The organism is Bacillus cereus, assembly GCF_015071065.1.
Lineage (GTDB): Bacteria > Bacillota > Bacilli > Bacillales > Bacillaceae_G > Bacillus_A > Bacillus_A cereus_BA.
The window spans coordinates 593,246-612,894 of sequence record NZ_VOVA01000002.1 but is presented as its reverse complement, the minus strand read 5'-3'; the positions used below and the strand labels follow the sequence as shown (position 1 = coordinate 612,894).

Sequence of the window (19,649 nt, the reverse complement as noted above, 5' to 3'; positions counted from 1 at the left end):
CTCCTACTCTATAAAACTTTTAAATAGGAGCGCCTTACGCGTTCCATCTTTCCCGATAAAACAATTAAATTTATGTTTTCCATCTACATAACCACGTAGTTGGTCTGAAACCTTTGTATGAAGCGGAATAATATCGCCTTCTTCAATTTTCTCAATCTCACCAATCGTCATCTTTTGCTCACCAATCGCAACGTGAACAGGTTTGTACACTTGATTTACTTTCACTTCTACTTCAGACGTATACTTTTTACGCTTATCCGAAGAATGTTCGACAATATTTTCAGACGTCAACTTATCCATAATTTCTTCAACAGATAAGAACGGAATACCGATACGAACTGTCGTATTCCAAAACTCTGTTTTCATATTTACATTCAGTAATGAAATAATATCGCTTGGCGTTGTAATCTTCAGCGCATTCGGATCTGTCTCCGTCGTTACAAACTTCGGTTCAATCGCAACAACGCTTTCAAATGATTGCTCTAAATTTTTACAAAGAAGCAAGAATATATTATCAAGCGTTAAAAATTCAAACGCCGTTAGCGGTCTACGCATCGTAAAGTTACGCTTACTATCTCCGCCAAGCCAGCATTCATGAATATAAATGACGAACGCTAAATCAATCTCAATAACAATTTCTCCAAGCTCTGGTAAACCTAGATCTATCACGCAATATAAATAATAATCTTTCGGCATTTTCTCTACATACTCACTCGTAAATGGAACTTGCTCAACAGTAGAAGGCTCGAGTTCAATTGGAATACGCATACGAGCTGACAACGTCTGTGACGTCTGCTTTCCAAATGTAGACGCAATCGCCTGCAAACTACGTAAATGTTCAACACCAAACTTCTCTGGTCTATTAAAATCATACTCTTGAAATTTATCTTGCTTCCCTGCTTCTTGTGCGAAAGCTGGCATTTCCTCGCCTTCATTTACCGCCTTCAGCAGGGCATCAATTTGCTCTTGGCTTAATTTTTCGCCACTCATGACAATCCCCTTCCCTACCTTTTCAATTCAACGATTTCAACGTACATTTTCCCATTCTTCGTCAAAATCTTTCCGGTTCCAATCTCTTCATTTTCAAGCATAAGACGCACCGTATTTTTCGTTGAATTTTCAAGACGATACAATGTACCTTTCGTAATATGAAGCAGATCTTCAATTTTCTTTTTCGTATTTCCGATTTCAAAATAAATTGTTAACGGAATATCATCTTGTAATTTCAAATCTAGCCAACTCCCATATCATGTTCACGAAAATTTCATGTTCTCTCTATATATGAAATTTCTTATTTTGAAACGTCGATATTTAATATTTTTTTAATATATCCTTGCGTTTCTTTAAATGGCGGTACGCCTCCGTACTTTCTCACATTACCAGGGCCAGCATTATAAGAAGCAAGCGCCAATACGAGATCACCGTTATTTTTCTTTAAATAACCGCTTAACTCTTTCACGCCGCCTTCAATACTTTCAGCTGGTGAAAATGGATTTTTTATACCCATCTCTTTCACATTTGCTGGCATAAGCTGCATTAACCCCATCGCCCCTGCATGTGACACCGTTTTTGGATTAAAATTAGACTCTACTTCAATCATTTTTTGAATTAACGTTTTCGGAATTCCATATGTATGACTAGCGCGATCAATAATATCCCCATACTTACCTTCATTGGAAGAACGTATTTTTTGAATATTATACTTCTTCGTTAATTCCCACGTATCAGCAGCCTCATTTTTCGTTTCTGGGAAACGTCGTTCAAACTCTTTTTGTGCGACTTGCACTTCATCTACTTTCTTCGTTTCAGCTTTCTCCGTCTCCTCAGGCTTACTCGCTTCCTCTACTTTATTAATAGATTCTTCCGGTTTATTAACAACCGTTTCTATTTTCGTAGATTGTACCGGCTGACTCATATCTTCTATTTTTGCCAGCTCTTTAGCAACTTTCGTCTCCTTCGCAGGTTCACTCTGCAATTGATCTTGAAAACGACTACTAACGAACGCCTGCGGACTACTTAATTTTTGCTGAATCTGTCCTTTTTTATATGCAAGAACTTCTTTTACTATATTTCCAACTACCATAATATCACCTTTTCGGTAAACAAAGATAATCTAATATTAGAGTTTTTTAAACAAGTTTGCAATAATCCTTTTAATAATATTTTAATAAAAAAATGGATATATTGTTAAACTGTTATTTTTTTATATTTATTAATTCGAATTTTTAGTTGACACCCGTTATAGCAAGGCTTACAATAAATCTCGAAATCGATTTTTTCGCATATTACCGTTTTTCGATTTGCAGAAAAGTCAATATAAAAAAATGGGGGTTCTTAACATGAGAATTAATACAAACATTAATAGCATGCGTACTCAAGAGTACATGCGCCAAAACCAAGCGAAAATGAGCAACTCTATGGACCGTTTATCAAGCGGTAAACGTATCAACAACGCTTCTGACGATGCAGCAGGTCTTGCAATCGCAACTCGTATGCGTGCACGTGAAAGCGGATTAGGTGTTGCAGCTAACAACACACAAGACGGTATGTCATTAATCCGTACAGCTGATTCAGCAATGAATTCAATTTCAAACATTTTACTTCGTATGCGTGACCTTGCTAACCAATCTGCGAACGGTACTAATACTGATAAAAATAACGCAGCTATGCAAAAAGAATTTAGTCAATTGACAGATCAAATCAAGTACATTACAGACAATACTCAATTTAATGATCAAAATTTATTAGATGCTGGAGCAACTCCAAAATCAATTAAAATTCAAACACTTGACTCAAAAACACCTGGTACTCAAATTGACATCGAAATCGCTGGAACTAGTCTTACAGCATTAGGGCTAAACAACGTTCGAATTGGAGCAGAAGAAGTATCTACTGAAGATCTTGCTAATGCCCTTACTGCTATGACTAGACTAGATACAGCTGTTACTACTGATACTGAACGTAATTTCAATGTTCAAATTGCCCAAGAAGCTTTTAATAAAATTAAAGGCCACTTTCCAGATCCTGCTGTAGCTGAGGGTATTCAAGTAAAATTCACAGAATATGCATCAGCAATTGCAAAACCTGGTGCTACCGATGATCAAAAAAATGCTGCTGCTAAAGCGATTTTTGATGCATATGATGCTGCTGGCACTGCTAATACCCTTCCTACTGCCGGCACTGCTGGAGCAGTAAATGCACATACAGCAATTGATAAAATTGATGAAGCACTTAAAAATATCGCTGACAATCGCGCAACTCTAGGTGCTACATTAAACCGTCTTGACTTTAATGTAAACAACCTTAAGAGCCAACAATCAGCTATGGCATCTTCTGCTTCTCAAATCGAAGACGCTGACATGGCGAAAGAAATGTCTGAAATGACTAAGTTCAAAATCTTGAACGAAGCTGGTATCAGCATGCTTTCTCAAGCAAACCAAACTCCACAAATGGTTTCTAAATTATTACAATAAGCCATTTGAGTTAGTTTCATGAATAAACCTCTCTGCTTGCGGAGAGGTTTATTTTTTCTATATAAATAGATTAAAGGCTTTCTTTTTAGCCTGGAGAGAAGCTCCAGCCATGTTCGGAAGCGGTCAGAGCTTATTCGGGCCTCGTCCCGTGTATTAAAACAAAAAGATAAAGTGAGCATAAGCCCCTTTTTCTTTTCATAACCGTTATTAGCTTTAAGACCATATATTAACTTATAAGGAATGTCCATTATGCGTATTGGTACGAATGTTTTAAGTATGAATGGCTAGACAGTCGTTGTGTGGGATGAATGTTACGATGGAGCATTTAGTTGCATTTAATATACAGTTTCACAAGCAAATCAAATTCCCCAAATGGTTTCTAAATTACTACAATCGTAAATATAACCTTTAAAACTATTGAAATAACTCCATAAAAAATAAAAAGTGGGATACATACGTGCTATGCATCCCACTTTTCTATCAACCTATCCGTTATAAATTAGATCCTCCGCTAAAGAAGTAAACATCTCCCCAACGAGTGAATCTTCATCATATACACATGAGCCTTTATTTTCTTCACGTTTTGCAAACGGTATTTGGGCAATTACTTCAGTTTGCAGTTGTTCTGCTAGCATCTCGCCCCCACCTTTGCCGAAGAGATAGTTTCTTGAGCCATCTTGTTCTTCGTAATATGCCATGTTTTCAACGATACCTAAAATATCGTGTTTCGTATGTTTTGCCATTACTCCTACTCTAGAGGCGACAAATGAAGCAACGTTATGAGGCGTTGTAATGATTATTTCCTTCGCTTGTGGAATCATCGCAGCGACATCTATCGCAACGTCTCCTGTTCCAGGCGGCAAATCAAGAAGAAGATAGTCTAGTTCTCCCCAGTGTGTGTTCGCAAGGAAGTTTTGTATCCATTTGTTTAACATCGGTCCGCGCCACATGACTGGGTTGTTTCCTTCTGTGAAGAACCCCATCGACATAATTTTAACACCGTGACTAACGACTGGAATTGCTGTTTGATCGATCATTGTTGGTTTTTCATTCGTTTCCATCATAGCTGGGATACTAAATCCGTATATATCTGCATCCAAAATTCCAACCTTTTTCCCCATACGTGCTAAAGCAGTAGCAAGGTTAATCGTCACAGTTGATTTTCCAACTCCGCCTTTTCCGCTTGTTATAGTAATAAAGCGTACACCTGAATCAGGTCGGAGCATACTAGGCATACCTGTTTCTGTTCTAGCCTCTTTTTTTAAAGACGCTGTTAATACCGCACGTTCTTCTGGTGTCATTGAGCCAAATGTTAAGGAAACTTTCGATGCTCCAATGTTTCGAAGTGAGTCTTCAATATCTTGTTGTATTTTTGCTTTCAGCGGACAACCTTGAATTGTTAAAACTACTTCTAGCCCAACTTCTGTACCATTTATTTTTATATTTCTAACCATGTTTAATTCCACAATACTTTTGTGTAACTCTGGATCTTCTACGTGGCTTAAAGCGTTCATAATCTGTTCGTGAGTAATCATCATACACATTCCTTCCATTGTAATTATTTTACCTTGTGAAAAAAGTCTCCGCTTTTCCCACCCGTTTTTTGAACTAAATATGTTTCTTTCATAACCATCGTTTTATCAACAGCTTTACACATATCGTAAAAAGTAAGGGCGGCGATTGATACAGCCGTTAATGCTTCCATTTCTACTCCTGTTTTTCCGCTGCATTTTACTGTCGCTCGTATGATTAATTCATAGCCATCAGTTTTCTTTTCATAATGAAACGTAAAGTCTGTTCCTTGGATTAATATCGGGTGACACATCGGGATTATATCCGCTGTTTTTTTAGCACCTATTATGCCAGCAACTTGTGCTACTTGAAGCGGGTCTCCTTTTTTCAACCCACCACTTTGAATTGCTTCAAATAATTCATTTGATAAAGAAATTGTACTTTGCGCAACAGCTGTGCGTGTTGAAATGTCCTTTTGAGAAATATCAACCATTTTAGCTCTTCCCTCTTCATTCCAATGCGAAAATTCAATCATAATGATCCTCCTTATGCGATATTCAAATAGAAAGAATTAACCTCCACTTACAGGCGGGATAAACGCGATAGTATCTCCAGCTCTTACAATATCTTCGTACGTTACAAATTCTTCATTAATTGCCACCATAACTTTATCTAGCGTCTGTAAGTGATAGTTTTCTTTCAGCCATTTTTTCAATTGATGAACGTTCATCTCTCGTTTTTCTATTATTACTAATCTCTCTGAGCCGACTTCTTCTCGTAAATTTGCGAACAGTAAAATTGTAATCATTCTCTCATTCTTCTTTCTTTGGTTTTCCTTCTAGATACGGAGTATTTTCGAGCTGATCTCCTATCCACTCCGTTCCATCTTCCCAAAATTCTTTTTTCCAAATCGGGACAATTCTCTTTATACGTTCAATTGCGTATTCATTCGCTTCATAAGCTACTTTACGATGCGGCGACGATACTGCAATGACAACGGCAATATCCATTATTTCTAGTCGTCCTACTCGGTGCGTGATTGCTATTTTTGTATCCGGCCACTGTTTCTTAATTTCTGCTCCAATTTCAGTAAGCTTTTTTACCGCCATCGGTTTATATGCTTCATACTCAAGATGTAACGTTCGTTTCCCTTTCGTTACTTCTCTAACCGTTCCAATAAAAGTTGTAATTGCTCCTGCTTCTCTTCTTGCTACTTTATCCGTTACTTCTTCCACTACAATCGGCGTATCTACAATTTCAAATCGTGCTTTTCCCATCAAAACCTCTCCCCACTTTACGTAATGTCCAAGGCCATTCACTACCTTCGTTATCTTCTAATAAAAGAATGTCTACAAACATTCCTTTCTTATATCCTCTCGTTCCGCCTAGTAGTACGATAAAAATATTTGATTCCGCTAATGAGGAAACGGAACTAGATTTATCAAATCCTGATGGATAAGCGATTAGTTGTCCTTCGTTATATTTCAGCTTCGCTCGTACAAATCTTGTAAATGGATTCGGTTTTAGAAAATCTTCTCCGAGCATTGCTTTTTCTCGTTTTACATGTGGTGTTTCACTAAACATATACGTCCGTATGCTAGATTTTACAAATAGCTCAAAACCTACGTAACAAGCAGACGGATTACCTGATAATCCAAATAATAATTTTCCATTTAATTGTGCTACAGTCGTGACGCTTCCCGGCCGCATAGCTACTTTATTAAAAAGAACTGATGCGCCTAATTTTTCATATATCGCTGGCAAATAATCGTAATCTCCTACCGAAACACCACCAGTTGTGATTAACATATCAACTTCGCTTAACGCTTTTTTCACTGCTTCGTAGCACGTATTAGAATCGTCGCTAAACTTCCCGAAGTATTTTACTCTTCCACCAGCTCTTCGAATTTGAGACGATATCATATACGTATTACTATTTCGAATTTTCCCAGGTTGTAGTTCTTCATTTACATCGAGAAGCTCACTTCCAGTCGCTAATAGTCCAATGATAGGCTTTTTCGCTACTGGCACTTCGCTATAACCGAATGTAGCAAGAAGAGCTGAAATACCTGGATTAATGTAACAACCTCTTTTTGCGAGAACAGTTCCTTTACGCGCATCTTCACCTTGAAAGGAAATATTGTCCCCTTCTTTAAATGAGCGCCTCACTTCCATATAGCTTTTTCCGATATTCTCATATTGACGATGACGAGTCAGTTCTAGCATGACGACCGCGTTACATCCTTTCGGAATTTGTGCCCCTGTCATAATTCGAACTGCTTGAAACGCTTCTACTTCTTTATGGAATACAGAGCCTGCTCCAATTTCACCGATTACTTCAAATACAATTGGATTCTCACGACTTGCCCGCAAAGTATCTTCTGTCCTAATAGCAAATCCATCATATGGCGAGCGATCGAAAGAAGGGACATCGTGATCCGCTACTAAATCGTCTGCCAATGTACGTCCGTATGCTAATTCCAGTGGTACTAGTTCTTTTACACCACAATTAGCAAATCCCATTACTTTACGAACAGCCTCTTCAACTGTAATCGGCACTCTTCTTTCCATCATTACCAATCCCTTTCTATTAGCCTAATAACCGATAGTATAGTTGTTTTGCTTTTTGAATTTCATTCGTGCCGTGAATAAACACGCGACCATCTTGAAAAATGACGATGCGATACTCTTCGAATTGGAAAGAGAGCAAATAAGGATTTCGATCTACTTTCCCGTGTTTTTTTAATACTTTTTCTAAATCGTCAAAGTTGTAATGATTATTATGCGCCGGTCTAATTTGAACTGTATTTCTTCCGCATAAAACAGCTGTCTTCGTTTGATTTTCGTATGATAAATAAGGATAAGTTCTATTTGTTCCGCACGAAGGACAGCCTTCCGTTTTGATTTTTTCTAGTTTGATAGAATGATATTGATTACTCCATATATCAAACATTAAAAACGTTTTTCTAATTGCTGCGTAATCTTCTACTAAAATTTTGAATGCTTCTGCCACTTGATAGGCAGCGACAATTTGAACAGCTGGACTAATAATTCCAACTGTGTCACACGTCGCTCCTGTAACAGGAACACTTTTCAACACACAATGTAAACATGGTGTTTTCTTCGGAATAATTGTATAGCTCATGCCATACGATCCGACACAAGAACCGTAAATCCAAGGGATATTGTGTTTTTGTGATGTATCATTGATTACAAATCGAATATCAAAATTATCTGTTGCATCAATAATGACATCGACACCGTCCAATAAAGCTTCCATATTATCTACTCTTACATCCATTACAAGAGCTTGAATTTGTACTTCTGAATTAATTTGTTTGAGACGTTTCTGTGCCGCTATTACTTTTGGTAACTTTTCTATCGCATCTTGTTCAGCATAAAGCTGCTGCCGCTGTAAATTACTCCATTCTACGTAATCACGATCAATAATCGTTAATTTCCCGATACCTGCGCGTACGAAGCTTTCAGCACTTGCACTTCCTAATGCACCTGCCCCCACTATCAGCACATGCTTATTTCTAATCTTCTCTTGTCCTTCTCTTCCAATAGGAGTGAACAACTGTTGCCGTGAATACCGCTCTATCATGAGATAGCCTTCCTTTCATATAAAAATCCGCTTCAAATACTGTTATTTTTTCAAGACATCTTTTTCGGTAGCACTTTGTTTCTGATAACAAGAAAAATAAGCGAACCCAACAAAGCCAGCTCCACCAATTACATTTCCAATAAAGACAGGCACAAAGTTTTTCGCAAGATCCATCCACGTAAGATGACCAGCAAAAATAACTGCTGAAATGACAAACATATTTGCTACTACTTGCTGAAATCCAATTACGACAAATGCCATAATCGGAATCCATATTCCAACAATCTTCCCAATTAAATCATTCGTTCCATATGCTAACCAAATTGCAAGGCAAACGAGCCAGTTACAACCAATTGCTAAAATTAACGTTCTCCCGAAAGATTCATGTAATTTATCTTGAGCTATCGCTATCGTTTTATTTAAATACGCCCCCTCTGTAAGCCCGCCAAGATGACCGAAACAATACGCTACGAAAAGCGCACCGACGAAATTAGTTAAAGTAATCCAGGTCCAATTGTGTAACACATGTTTCAATGAAATTTTCCGCGCATACAGTGCCATGGCCATTGACATCATATTTCCTGTAATTAATTCTCCTCCCGCCAAAACAACGAGCATAAGTCCGATTGGAAAAACCGCTCCTCCTATAAAATTGACTAACCTTCCCCATTGCTCCGGTACATTACCGAGAACTCGAATATTAAGCAAAAATCCTAACGAAATAAATGCTCCTCCTAAAAAGCCGAGGATAAGCATTGCGGATAGCGGTTGCCTTACCTTTTGAAAACCGGATTCAATCACAAGCGCAGCGATTTGTTCCGGTTTATGAAATGCCATAACCAATTCCTCCATTTTTCTAATCAAAAAAGCAGCACCAAAAAACCTTAACATCGTAAGGATTTTTGAATGCTGCTTAATCTCTCTGCATATCTCTTACAGAAATATCAATCATCATTTTTACTATACTTATAGAAAGTGTGCAAAACTTGCACATTTCCCACTATTTACGTTAACAAAGAGAATCCATATTCATAGTAGTTTCTCAGCCACCGATATGCGACATTTCAATTTTCGGCATTGTTTTTTTATTCGTATCGCTTAATCGTTCATCTGAATAACGGTCTGAACGATTATTCCAAATGTCACGAATAATATTAGTAATTTCCTCATCCGTATATCCAAAGCGAAGTAATTCTTTAAGATCGTTTCCTTTAGAAGCAAACAAACATGTATACAATTTTCCTTCTGCGGAAATACGTGCTCTTGTACATGATGAACAGAACGAATCTGTTACAGATGAAATAATTCCTATTTCTTCATCACTACCGATATAGCGATAACGTGTCGCAACTTCACCAGGATAGTTCGCTTCAATACGTTCAAGCGGCATAACTTTATGAATCATCTCTACTATTTCTTGCTTAGAAACTACTTCGCCTAATTCCCAGCCGTTAAAATTTCCGACATCCATATATTCAATGAATCGAAGGATATGCTTATTCTCTTTAAAGTACTCTGCCATCTGAACGATGTCTTGTTCATTTTTCCCTTTTTGAACAACCATGTTCATTTTAATTTTCATTCCGGCTTCCGCTGCAGCCTGTATTCCTGAAAGAACTGTTTTCACTTTACTTCTATTTCCATTTAAATAAGAGAAACGTTCTTCATTTAAAGAATCTAAACTAACTGTCACACGAGATAAACCCGCCTTATATAAATCAGGAGCAAATTTTTTAAGTAATGATCCATTTGTCGTTAAACCAATATCCTCTACTCCGTCAATTTCGTTTAACCGTTGTATGAGTTCAGGTAGGTCTTTTCGAAGTAACGGCTCTCCCCCAGTAATACGTAACTTTCTTACACCTAAAGAAACGAAAATACGTGTAATCCTTTCAATTTCATCAAAAGATAAAATTTTATCATTAGACAAAAAAGAATAATCACGACCAAATATTTCCTCCGGCATACAATATCGACAGCGAAAATTACAACGATCGGTAACAGAAATACGCAAGTCCTTTAAAGGACGATCCAATTTGTCTAATGTAACAGATTTCATATTTATTGCCTCGTTTCTACTTATTTTATATTTACAATCCGCTCTGGATGCGTATATACATTTAAAGATTTATTACGAATGAAGCCTATTGTAGTAATCCCTAACTGCTCTGCTAGCTCTAATGCTAATTCAGTTGGAGCTGACTTTGACAATATTATTTCACAGCCAATTTTCGCAACTTTTAATAGAATTTCAGAAGAGATACGTCCGCTAAAAACAATAATTTTATCACCAATCGAAATGTTATTTTTTAAACAATAGCCGTAAATTTTATCTAAAGCGTTATGCCTTCCTATATCCATCCGGCTTAAAATAATTCCATTCACATCACATAAAGTTGCGTTATGAACACCGCCTGTATGTTGAAACGTAGACGCAGATTGCTGCATATCATTCATTAACCGAAAACAATCCTCTGCAGAGATCTTTACGCGAATATCATTCATTTCTTTCGCCACCAGCGCATCGTTTGCGAAAACAAATCCTTGCCTACTCATTCCACAGCAAGAAGTAATATAACGTTTGTTTTGCATGTCACGATAATAAGGGTTGATTTTCGTCGTTTTCACATGTACATAGCCTTCTTTTTCTTGCACCCATATTTCATCAATATCTTCATACTTTCGGATAATGCCTTCCGAAGCTAAAAAGCCAATTACCATATCTTCAATATACTCTGGAGTACTAACCATTGTAACAAATTCCTGGCCGTTAATTTTAACCGTAACAGGAAACTCTGTTACAATGCTGTCCTCTATAAGTTTAAATTCCCCTTGCTCATATTTAAAAATTTCCCGTTCCACCTGAATCGATTTCACGATGAGCATCCTTCTCTCACGTTATATTTTTATCAAAGACAAAAACTGAAACTGCAATATCTTCTTCCACTTTCATATCTGAAAACAGATGAACTAATTTCGCTCCAACAAGTTCCTCTAAATGTTCACGAGAATTAACAGCATACACTTCTTGAATCATTTTCGTTCGAGCCATATGAACCATTTCCGCACCATCCATAGTTCCCGAAATGAATTTCTCAGTAGGCGTCAAATTTCCATAAAGTGTGGCAATCGCCATATTCTCAGCGAACACAGTATGAATTCGTTCCGGCCCTTTTCCGAACAAATCTTTTCGAAGCTTTCGTATCATATCATTAAATTCATGTACCATTTTTGACATACTCTCATTCCTTTCCAGTTATTCCTTACTATCTTCTCAAATATTATTCCATCACAACTATTTTAACAAAATGACCATTTCGTCTAAACTATTTAATAAGGAGACGAAATGGATCATCTTTTACAATTATCTCAAGTACGCAAATAACATATGAAATACTATTATTGTTGCTTATCTATTCTTCTTTTAACCCTTTACCCATACCTTTTAAGAAATGAAGACCAAATCCGATAGCACGATTAATATCTGGGTCTTTCAATACTTTCATAAGGTCTAATATCCCTACTTTTTTATTGCTTTGCAAATGCTGATTTCCTTCATCCATACCCGTCAATACACTACCTACAAGCTTTTTCGTAAGTTCCGGATCAAGTTCTGTTAAAGCTCCTGCAGCGCCCATCATATTATTAATTAAATTTGTAACTGGTTCACGAGTGACTTGGCCTAGAACGATTTTTGCGATTGGTTCTTTCGCTTTCAGCATAGAATTTGCAGCTTCCAGCATCCCGATGTCATTTAGTTCACCTACTATATTAAACATTTGATTTAAAGCATCTTCATTATTAGCTAGCAGTTCTTTTAAGTCTTCGAGTTTTTGTTGTTTAATTTCTTCCTCGGTTAGCTCCTGCTTCTGGATCGCTTGAATAGGTGCTGCCATATTCTTTTCTCCCCCTTAGTTATCCGTTAAGTGTACGTATCCTGGACGAGTCCACTTGCGATTTACCTCAATGCCGTTTTGAGGATGACGCTTTTTATTACGCGGGTTCGTTTTTGGCATCGGATTTTCACCTTCTACTTGTAACACTTCCATACGCACTTTCGTTTGTTTATATGCAGGCGTATTCGTACGTTGATCGACCGCCGGACCAGTTAAGAAATTAATCGCCGTTTCGTTATCTGTCGAATTCATCGGTAAATAAAGTTCATTCGCTTTTACACGATCCGTTACAAGTGCACGTAATTTAAGTGCTCCAAAAGGAGAAACAAGGCGTACTAACGAACCAGTTTTCACTCCACGTTCCCTTGCAAGTTTTGGAGAAACTTCAACGAAAACACCCGGAACTTTCGATTGAATACCATTTGATTTATTCGTCATGTTCCCTTCATGGAAATGTTCAAGCATACGACCGTTATTAATGTGAAGATCGTATTCTGCTGGGAATTCAGCAGGACGTACCCAATCAGCTATCGCAAAACGAGCCTTTTTGTCCGGGAAGTTAAATCCATCTTTGAATAGAAGCGGCGTATTCGTTCCATCAAAACTTCCCCAGTGGAAACTGTTCCACCCTTCAAGCACTTCATAATTTGCGTGTGCGAATAGTGGTGATAAACTCGCCATTTCAGCAAAGATTTCACTTGGATGACTATAGTTCCAGTTTGCACCTAACTTATTAGCAATTGCCTGCACAATCCACCAGTCTGGTTTCGCATCTCCTAGCGCTGGAAGTACTTGATATAACCTTTGTACACGACGCTCTGTATTTGTAAAAGTACCTTCTTTCTCAAGAGATGGCGCTGCTGGTAATACGACATCAGCGTATTGAGCTGTTTTAGAAAGGAACACATCTTGAACGACAAAGAATTCAAGACTTGATAACACTTCATGTACGTGATTTGCGTTAGAATCTACAAGAGCCATATCCTCACCTACAAGATACATAGCTTTCATTTTCCCTTCATCAATTGCGTGAAGCATTTCAATGTTATTAAGACCTGGTTTGTTATCAATTTTTACTCCGTACGCTATTTCAAATTTCGCACGTTCTACGTCGTCAGTAACGTGTTGATATCCTGGAAGCCAACCTGGGAGAGTTCCCATATCACAAGCACCTTGTACGTTATTATGGCCTCGAAGTGGGTATGCACCAGCACCTGGACGACGATAATTCCCTGTTGCAAGTAGTAAGTTTGAAATTGCAGCAGAAGTATCTGAACCACCCGTATTTTGCGTAACACCCATGCCCCAAAGAATACAAGTACCATCTGCATCACGAATCATCTCGGCCATTTGAACGAGAGTTTCTTTTGAAATACCTGTAATCTCTTCTGCATATTCAAGCGTATATTCTTTAAGGCTATCTTTGAAATCTTCAAAGAAGTTTACATTCTCGTCGATAAACTGCTCATCATGCCAACCTTGATCAATCATATATTTCGTAACAGCCATTAACCATACTTGGTCCGTTCCTTGCTTTGGACTAATAAAGATATCTGAACGCTCCGCCATTTCAGTTTTACGAAGATCTGCAACAATTAGTTTTTGACCGTGCAGTTTATGTGCACGTTTCACACGAGTCGCTAATACTGGATGACCTTCTGTCGGATTACAACCGACAATAATAACAAGGCCTGATTGTGCAATATCTTTAATCGTCCCTGCATCTCCGCCCATACCAATTGTACGGAACAATCCATCCGTCGCTGGTGATTGACAATAACGTGAGCAGTTATCAATATTGTTCGTTTCAAACACTTGTCGTGCTAATTTTTGAATAACATAGTTGTCTTCATTCGTAATTTTAGAAGAAGAAATAAAGCCGATAGAACCTTTACCGTACTCTTCTTTAATAGAGCCTAATTTATTCGCTACTACATGAAGCGCTTCTTCCCAACTTGATTCAACGAATACTCCATTTTTACGAATTAAAGGTTTCGTAAGTCGTTTTTCAGAATTAACGAAATCCCAACCGAATTTTCCTTTTACACAAGTCGAAATCGCATTAACAGGTGCCTCAGAAGTTGGTTGTACTTTAAGAATTTCACGGCCCTTCGTCCATACTTCAAATGAACAACCTACACCACAAAACGTACATACTGTTTTCGTCTTTTTCGTACGAGTGTCGCGCATTGCAGCTTCTACTTCTGACACAGCAAAAATACCACTATACCCAGGTTCAACCTCTTTAATAAGATCAACCATAGGCCCCATAATATCCGGTTTTAACCCTGTCATAAATCCAGCTTCACCAAGCATCGATTTCTCCATTAAAGCATTACAAGGACAAATCGTTACACATTGACCGCAGCTTACACATGAAGAATCGTTAATATCTACTCCTTCATCCCAAATAACACGAGGACGCTCTGCCTCCCAATCAATAGATAACGTTTCATTTACTTGTAAGTTTTGACACACCTCTACACATTGACCGCACGCGATACATTGATTCGGATCATAGCGATAAAATGGATGAGACATATCAACTTCGCTTGCATCAACTTTTGGCTCGTAAGGATATTTTTGATGCTCAATTTCCATTAATTCTGCCGTATTATGCAATTTACAATTCCCGTTATTGTTGTCACATACCGTACAGTACAGTAAATGATTTTCTAGTAAACGGTCCATCGCCTCATGTTGTGCTGCCTTCGCACTAATAGAGGATAATTCAATATTCATACCGTCCGTCACTACTGTAGAACATGATCGCACTAGCTTTCCATTCACTTCTACAATACAAGTATCACACGTTTGAATCGGATCCACTTCCGGCACGTAACAAATTTGTGGATGTTCAATTCCGTTTTCATTAATGATGCCTAGTACCGTTGAACCAGGCTCAGCACTATATTCTTTGCCTTCAATTGTAATATGAACCATGCTGTCGTTCATGGTTACTCCCCCTTTTTGAGAATAAAAAAAACTCCACCACGAAAATATACGCACCACATTTTTGGCACGTTATCATCATGGTGGAGTAGTTTATTAGCACATCTTGCTAAAATACCAATCCATTTATTCATAAATAAAATGATAGATTCATAACAGGTCGTATCACGATTCCATCTTTAACACTGTAATTATAGCGTTAAATCGAAAAATACACAATATAAATATCATTACAAAGGACAAAGCACATAATGCTCTGACCTTTGTATTACATTTTAGGATTATTCTGAGATGACTTACTTCCCGGTGCAAACCAACCAATTAGTGCAATAGCAACTAAAACTCCATAGAAGATTAAAGTCCAAGTTGTACTGTGCGGGAAATCATGGTCTAAGATACCAATATCCTCATGAGCCAGTGTAATTACAGCGAGTTTTACACCGACCCAGGCAACAATTGCATATGCTGTTGTTTCCAATGCTGGACGTTTCTCAAGTAATTGTACAAACCAAGTTGCCGCAAATTTAATTAATATAAGCCCGGCAATCCCTCCGAGAAGTACAACTATGAACTGGCCTCCATCCATACCACCGAAATCTTCTAGCGGTGAATCTGGAAGACCAAGGGCAAGAGCAACTGCGGCTAATATTGAATCGATCGCGAAAGCGAGGTCAGCTAATGCAATCTTCCCTACTGTAAACCAGTAGCTTTTACCTGCCGCTTCCTTTTCTTCTTCCTCATGAATATTTTGATTTTTTTTTCCGAATTGCGCCTGAATGACATGCTTTAATCCTAAATAAAGAAGATAGGCCGCTCCTATCGCCTGTATTTGCCAAACATTTGCAATAAATGAAATGGCAAATAGGGCTGCAAATCGAAAAACAAAGGCCATAATGATTCCGTAATTTATAGCTCTTTTCTTCTCTTCTTCGGGTAAATGTTTCGCAATAACCGCTAGGACAAGGGCATTGTCAGCCGATAACAATCCTTCTAATCCGATTAAAATGAGTAATGCCCAGGCATATTCTAGCCATATTGAATCCATCCGCTTCTCTCCTTTCTAAAACTAAAATCAGATAAGGTCTTTGCTCAATAGAATTTCCTATTAAGCGAAATTAAATGCTAAAACTTATGGATAAAACATTTGAACGGTTACTTTGCTGTCCTCTATTTGTTATAATTTCAACAAAAAACAAATCTAGATTGTGGTTTTCTTAGAAAAGGTGACGCGACATTGTGCTTAAAAACTTGATGAATTCATCTTCACTTACAGGTTTACTGTAGTAATAGCCCTGAATTAGATAACATGCATTACGTTGTAACACTGTTAATTGTTCCTTCGTTTCTACCCCTTCTGCGATCACTTTCATGTTTAAAGTATGCGCTAGTGAAATAATGGTATGAATAATTTCATTTCCATCAGTAGAATTTCCGATCCTATTAACAAATTCTCTTGGAATTTTTAAGGTATCAATTGGATACAAAGGGAGATATGCTAATGAAGAATACCCTGTGCCAAAATCGTCAATTGATAAATGTACACCATATGATTTTAATGCTTTTAACTTCGCTAACGTTTCTTTTTCATCTACCATTGCTATCCGCTCCGTTAATTCTAAATCGATCGAACTAGCAGGTACCCCTACTTCTTCTATAGTAGATATGATTGTTTGAACAAAGTCCTTCTGTTCAAACTCTATAGCTGATAAATTTATCCCCATTTTTAGATTTGAATAGCCCGCAGAATGCCATTCTTTCAGTTGTCGACACGCTTCCTGTAACGTCCATTTCCCAATTGAAATAATCTGCGATGTTTCTTCCGCGATAGGTATAAACTCAAAAGGTGAAATCAGCCCCAGCTCTGGATGTTGCCAACGTATTAAAGCCTCTGCACCAATAACCATACCAGCCTTACTATCAACTTGTGGTTGATATAATAGAAACAACTCATTATTTTCTAATGCATTAGGTAAATCCTGTTCTAATCGTAATCGTCTTGTTATTTTTTTTGATAATGTCTCGTCATACATGCAAACAGCATTATTACCTTTTTCCTTTGCACTATACATAGCAATATCAGCATGTTGTAAAAGTGTAGTAGTATTTATTCCTCCAAACGGATACACTGCTATTCCTATACTAAGAGATAAGTAAAAGCTATGCTGATTTACTACAAATGCTTCTTCAGTTATACGAAATAGAGTTTCACACAAATCCAATAGCTGTTGCTCTGTATGGTTATGGACTATGATTGCAAACTCATCTCCCCCTATTCTCGCTAGAGGCATAGCCGGTAACAGACATGTCCTAAAACGTTTAGCAACTTCTTTTAAAACACTGTCACCAATTGAATGTCCCAGTGTATCATTAATAGTCTTAAAACGATTTAAATCTATATACAAGAGTCCAAATTCATCCTGCGTTTTTTGTGCACGCTCAATGGATTTTTCTAATTCTTGTTGGAAGAATATTCGATTTCCAATCCCCGTCACTGTATCATGGAATGCTAGATAGTTTATCTCATCTTGTTGTTGCTTCATTCTCGTAATGTCTTTTACCATTACATAACTCCCAAAAGTTTGCCCTTCTATCATAATAGGAACAATGGTGACGTACCAAAAATGAATGTCCTTCTCATTATTATTTTTCACACGTAATTGTAACGAAGCCGAACTGCATCGTTTCCCTTCCTGTAGAGCCGCTTCCAATTCAGATCTATCTTCATCTAAAAAAATTGATAAGCACTCTTTACCTATTAATTCATCACTGTTTTTTCCTAATAACATACTTCCAGCCTGGTTTATATTTAACACAGTACCATTTGAATCAATTGTTAATATAGGATCTGGATGATACTCATATAATGACTTAAATCTCTCTTGATTTTTGACCAAGTCATTGGATTTGTTTATTAAATCTTCTGTTCTTTGAGATACTTTTTGTTCTAATTGATTATTAAACACTTTTAACATCTCGGTTAAATCTCTGTTTTGCATTCGTACGATTGTATGACGAATCAGCACAAATACAAATGCAATACAATTTCCAGTAATAAGTGTAGCCGAGGAAGTTTGCTCTTTAAGAGTAAAACCAATTAAGACTGCAACTGCAAGATAAGGAAATATGACAAGAAGTTTCTTTCCGAATGTCGGATCAATAATAAAATAATTTCTTCTAGAAGAAGCATTCTTCGGTATAGCAGCAGCAATAGCAATTAATAATAGGAAAACTCTATACAAACACCTTAATAATATAAGTGAACGATCTGACAAATCATCTTGTAAGTAAAAATACAAGTAGTCCGTAATAGCCAATCCAGTTAATACGAGAATAAAAATAAATAATTTACTTTTCGCATTAAAAATAGCTGGCCGAAAGATCAGGCTAATTCCTAGTAAAAGAAGCAATAAATCTATAATCGGAAAAATAAATGAAAGAAAAACATCTCCAATTGAGAAGAATAAGATATTTGCAGAAGGTTTATTAAATAGGTACCACTCTAATGTAAAAATAGCAGTAACAACAATACATAAATCACAAAGTAAATACGCCTTTTCCCACTTGTTACATTCCATAATGATTTTATAAAAGAATGCAAAGAGAAAGAAGAATAAGAAAAACAACAAAAACACATCAGAGATATTAAAATTTTGTATTGGTAATTCTACATTAAGTACTTGAAAAGCGGATATGAAATTCCCTATCAAGAAACACCCTATTGCAATAGTAATGCAAACCCAGAATACTCCTAACTTAATTTTTCTGGATAATATAGAATAAAGTAATGAGATAAATACTGTAGTTTCAACAACTAAGGATGATAGTCGGATATTAAAATCTGATACGAAATAATGATTCGGAAAAACAAATAAAAATATATAGCAAAAGCTTATATAAAATATTAGAGCTATTGTTAATACGATAAATTGCAAATGTGAATGTTTAAACAATATATTCACCTTCTTAAGTCTTTCATCATTTTTTAAAATTTGTTTCTAATTATTATTCATATTATGACCATTTCAAAAGATTTCTTTCAAAATAAAGCACCCTTATATTACACCTGCAGATATTTAAAAATTCCATAACAGGAATTACAAAAAATATCTGCAGCTATGTCCTTAACAATATCAATTATTGTTATACGAACTATTTATGTAACAAGTAGATTTAATAGCTAATTAGTTCAAAGAATGTTTTCTTTGAACT

Annotated in this window: 18 protein-coding genes; 1 reads left to right on the top strand and 17 read right to left on the bottom strand. The window is 36.9% G+C overall.

Features of this window, described 5'->3' with window-relative positions:
• Positions 1-3: 3 nt before the first annotated feature.
• The 3 genes from fliM to FT637_RS09220 form a co-directional block, all read right to left on the bottom strand.
• Entirely contained in the window at positions 4-990 is a 987-nt protein-coding gene (fliM, locus tag FT637_RS09230; protein WP_002086450.1) for a flagellar motor switch protein FliM, read from the bottom strand.
• Positions 991-1,004: 14 nt separating this feature from the next.
• Complete coding sequence (locus tag FT637_RS09225; RefSeq protein WP_000775712.1) at positions 1,005-1,229, bottom strand: flagellar motor switch protein FliN; 225 nt, start codon at positions 1,227-1,229, stop codon at positions 1,005-1,007.
• Between the two features lie 62 nt (positions 1,230-1,291).
• Complete coding sequence (locus FT637_RS09220; protein WP_193645993.1) at positions 1,292-2,083, bottom strand: transglycosylase SLT domain-containing protein; 792 nt, start codon at positions 2,081-2,083, stop codon at positions 1,292-1,294.
• Between the two features lie 256 nt (positions 2,084-2,339).
• Between FT637_RS09220 and FT637_RS09215 the strand changes: the two genes are divergently transcribed.
• Entirely contained in the window at positions 2,340-3,473 is a 1,134-nt protein-coding gene (locus tag FT637_RS09215) for a flagellin (RefSeq protein WP_193645992.1), read from the top strand.
• A 485-nt stretch (positions 3,474-3,958) separates the two neighbouring features.
• Here the strand turns inward: FT637_RS09215 and FT637_RS09210 are convergent, their stop codons facing one another.
• The 14 genes from FT637_RS09210 to FT637_RS09145 form a co-directional block, all read right to left on the bottom strand.
• A complete protein-coding gene (locus FT637_RS09210; protein WP_193645991.1) occupies positions 3,959-5,011 on the bottom strand; it encodes a P-loop NTPase in 1,053 nt (350 codons plus the stop codon).
• Positions 5,012-5,031: 20 nt separating this feature from the next.
• Positions 5,032-5,520, bottom strand: a complete 489-nt coding sequence (moaC, locus tag FT637_RS09205) for a cyclic pyranopterin monophosphate synthase MoaC (RefSeq protein WP_193645990.1) — start codon at positions 5,518-5,520, stop codon at positions 5,032-5,034.
• A gap of 36 nt (positions 5,521-5,556) precedes the next feature.
• Complete coding sequence (gene moaD, locus FT637_RS09200; protein ID WP_193645989.1) at positions 5,557-5,793, bottom strand: molybdopterin converting factor subunit 1; 237 nt, start codon at positions 5,791-5,793, stop codon at positions 5,557-5,559.
• A gap of 4 nt (positions 5,794-5,797) precedes the next feature.
• Positions 5,798-6,262 (bottom strand): molybdenum cofactor biosynthesis protein MoaE, encoded by a 465-nt coding sequence (locus FT637_RS09195; protein WP_193645988.1) that lies wholly within the window; start codon positions 6,260-6,262, stop codon positions 5,798-5,800.
• Positions 6,243-7,556 (bottom strand): gephyrin-like molybdotransferase Glp, encoded by a 1,314-nt coding sequence (gene glp, locus FT637_RS09190; protein WP_193646247.1) that lies wholly within the window; start codon positions 7,554-7,556, stop codon positions 6,243-6,245. Before glp ends, FT637_RS09195 begins: the two co-directional genes overlap by 20 nt.
• Before the next feature lie 19 nt (positions 7,557-7,575).
• Positions 7,576-8,592: a molybdopterin-synthase adenylyltransferase MoeB gene (locus tag FT637_RS09185; RefSeq protein ID WP_193645987.1), complete on the bottom strand. Its 1,017-nt coding sequence runs from the start codon at positions 8,590-8,592 to the stop codon at positions 7,576-7,578.
• A 42-nt stretch (positions 8,593-8,634) separates the two neighbouring features.
• Positions 8,635-9,429 carry a formate/nitrite transporter family protein gene (locus tag FT637_RS09180; protein ID WP_193645986.1) on the bottom strand — a complete coding sequence of 265 codons (795 nt, stop codon included), beginning with the start codon at positions 9,427-9,429 and terminating at the stop codon, positions 8,635-8,637.
• Between the two features lie 205 nt (positions 9,430-9,634).
• A complete protein-coding gene (moaA, locus tag FT637_RS09175) occupies positions 9,635-10,651 on the bottom strand; it encodes a GTP 3',8-cyclase MoaA (protein WP_193645985.1) in 1,017 nt (338 codons plus the stop codon).
• A gap of 20 nt (positions 10,652-10,671) precedes the next feature.
• Entirely contained in the window at positions 10,672-11,469 is a 798-nt protein-coding gene (gene fdhD, locus FT637_RS09170) for a formate dehydrogenase accessory sulfurtransferase FdhD (RefSeq protein ID WP_193645984.1), read from the bottom strand.
• Between the two features lie 16 nt (positions 11,470-11,485).
• Positions 11,486-11,830 carry a DUF2294 domain-containing protein gene (locus tag FT637_RS09165; protein ID WP_000041501.1) on the bottom strand — a complete coding sequence of 115 codons (345 nt, stop codon included), beginning with the start codon at positions 11,828-11,830 and terminating at the stop codon, positions 11,486-11,488.
• Between the two features lie 175 nt (positions 11,831-12,005).
• A complete protein-coding gene (locus FT637_RS09160) occupies positions 12,006-12,488 on the bottom strand; it encodes a DUF1641 domain-containing protein (RefSeq protein WP_002135409.1) in 483 nt (160 codons plus the stop codon).
• A gap of 15 nt (positions 12,489-12,503) precedes the next feature.
• A complete protein-coding gene (gene fdhF, locus FT637_RS09155) occupies positions 12,504-15,443 on the bottom strand; it encodes a formate dehydrogenase subunit alpha (protein ID WP_193645983.1) in 2,940 nt (979 codons plus the stop codon).
• Positions 15,444-15,708: 265 nt separating this feature from the next.
• A complete protein-coding gene (locus FT637_RS09150; protein WP_193645982.1) occupies positions 15,709-16,485 on the bottom strand; it encodes a TerC family protein in 777 nt (258 codons plus the stop codon).
• Positions 16,486-16,654: 169 nt separating this feature from the next.
• Positions 16,655-19,390, bottom strand: a complete 2,736-nt coding sequence (locus FT637_RS09145; protein WP_193645981.1) for an EAL domain-containing protein — start codon at positions 19,388-19,390, stop codon at positions 16,655-16,657.
• Positions 19,391-19,649: the final 259 nt, after the last annotated feature.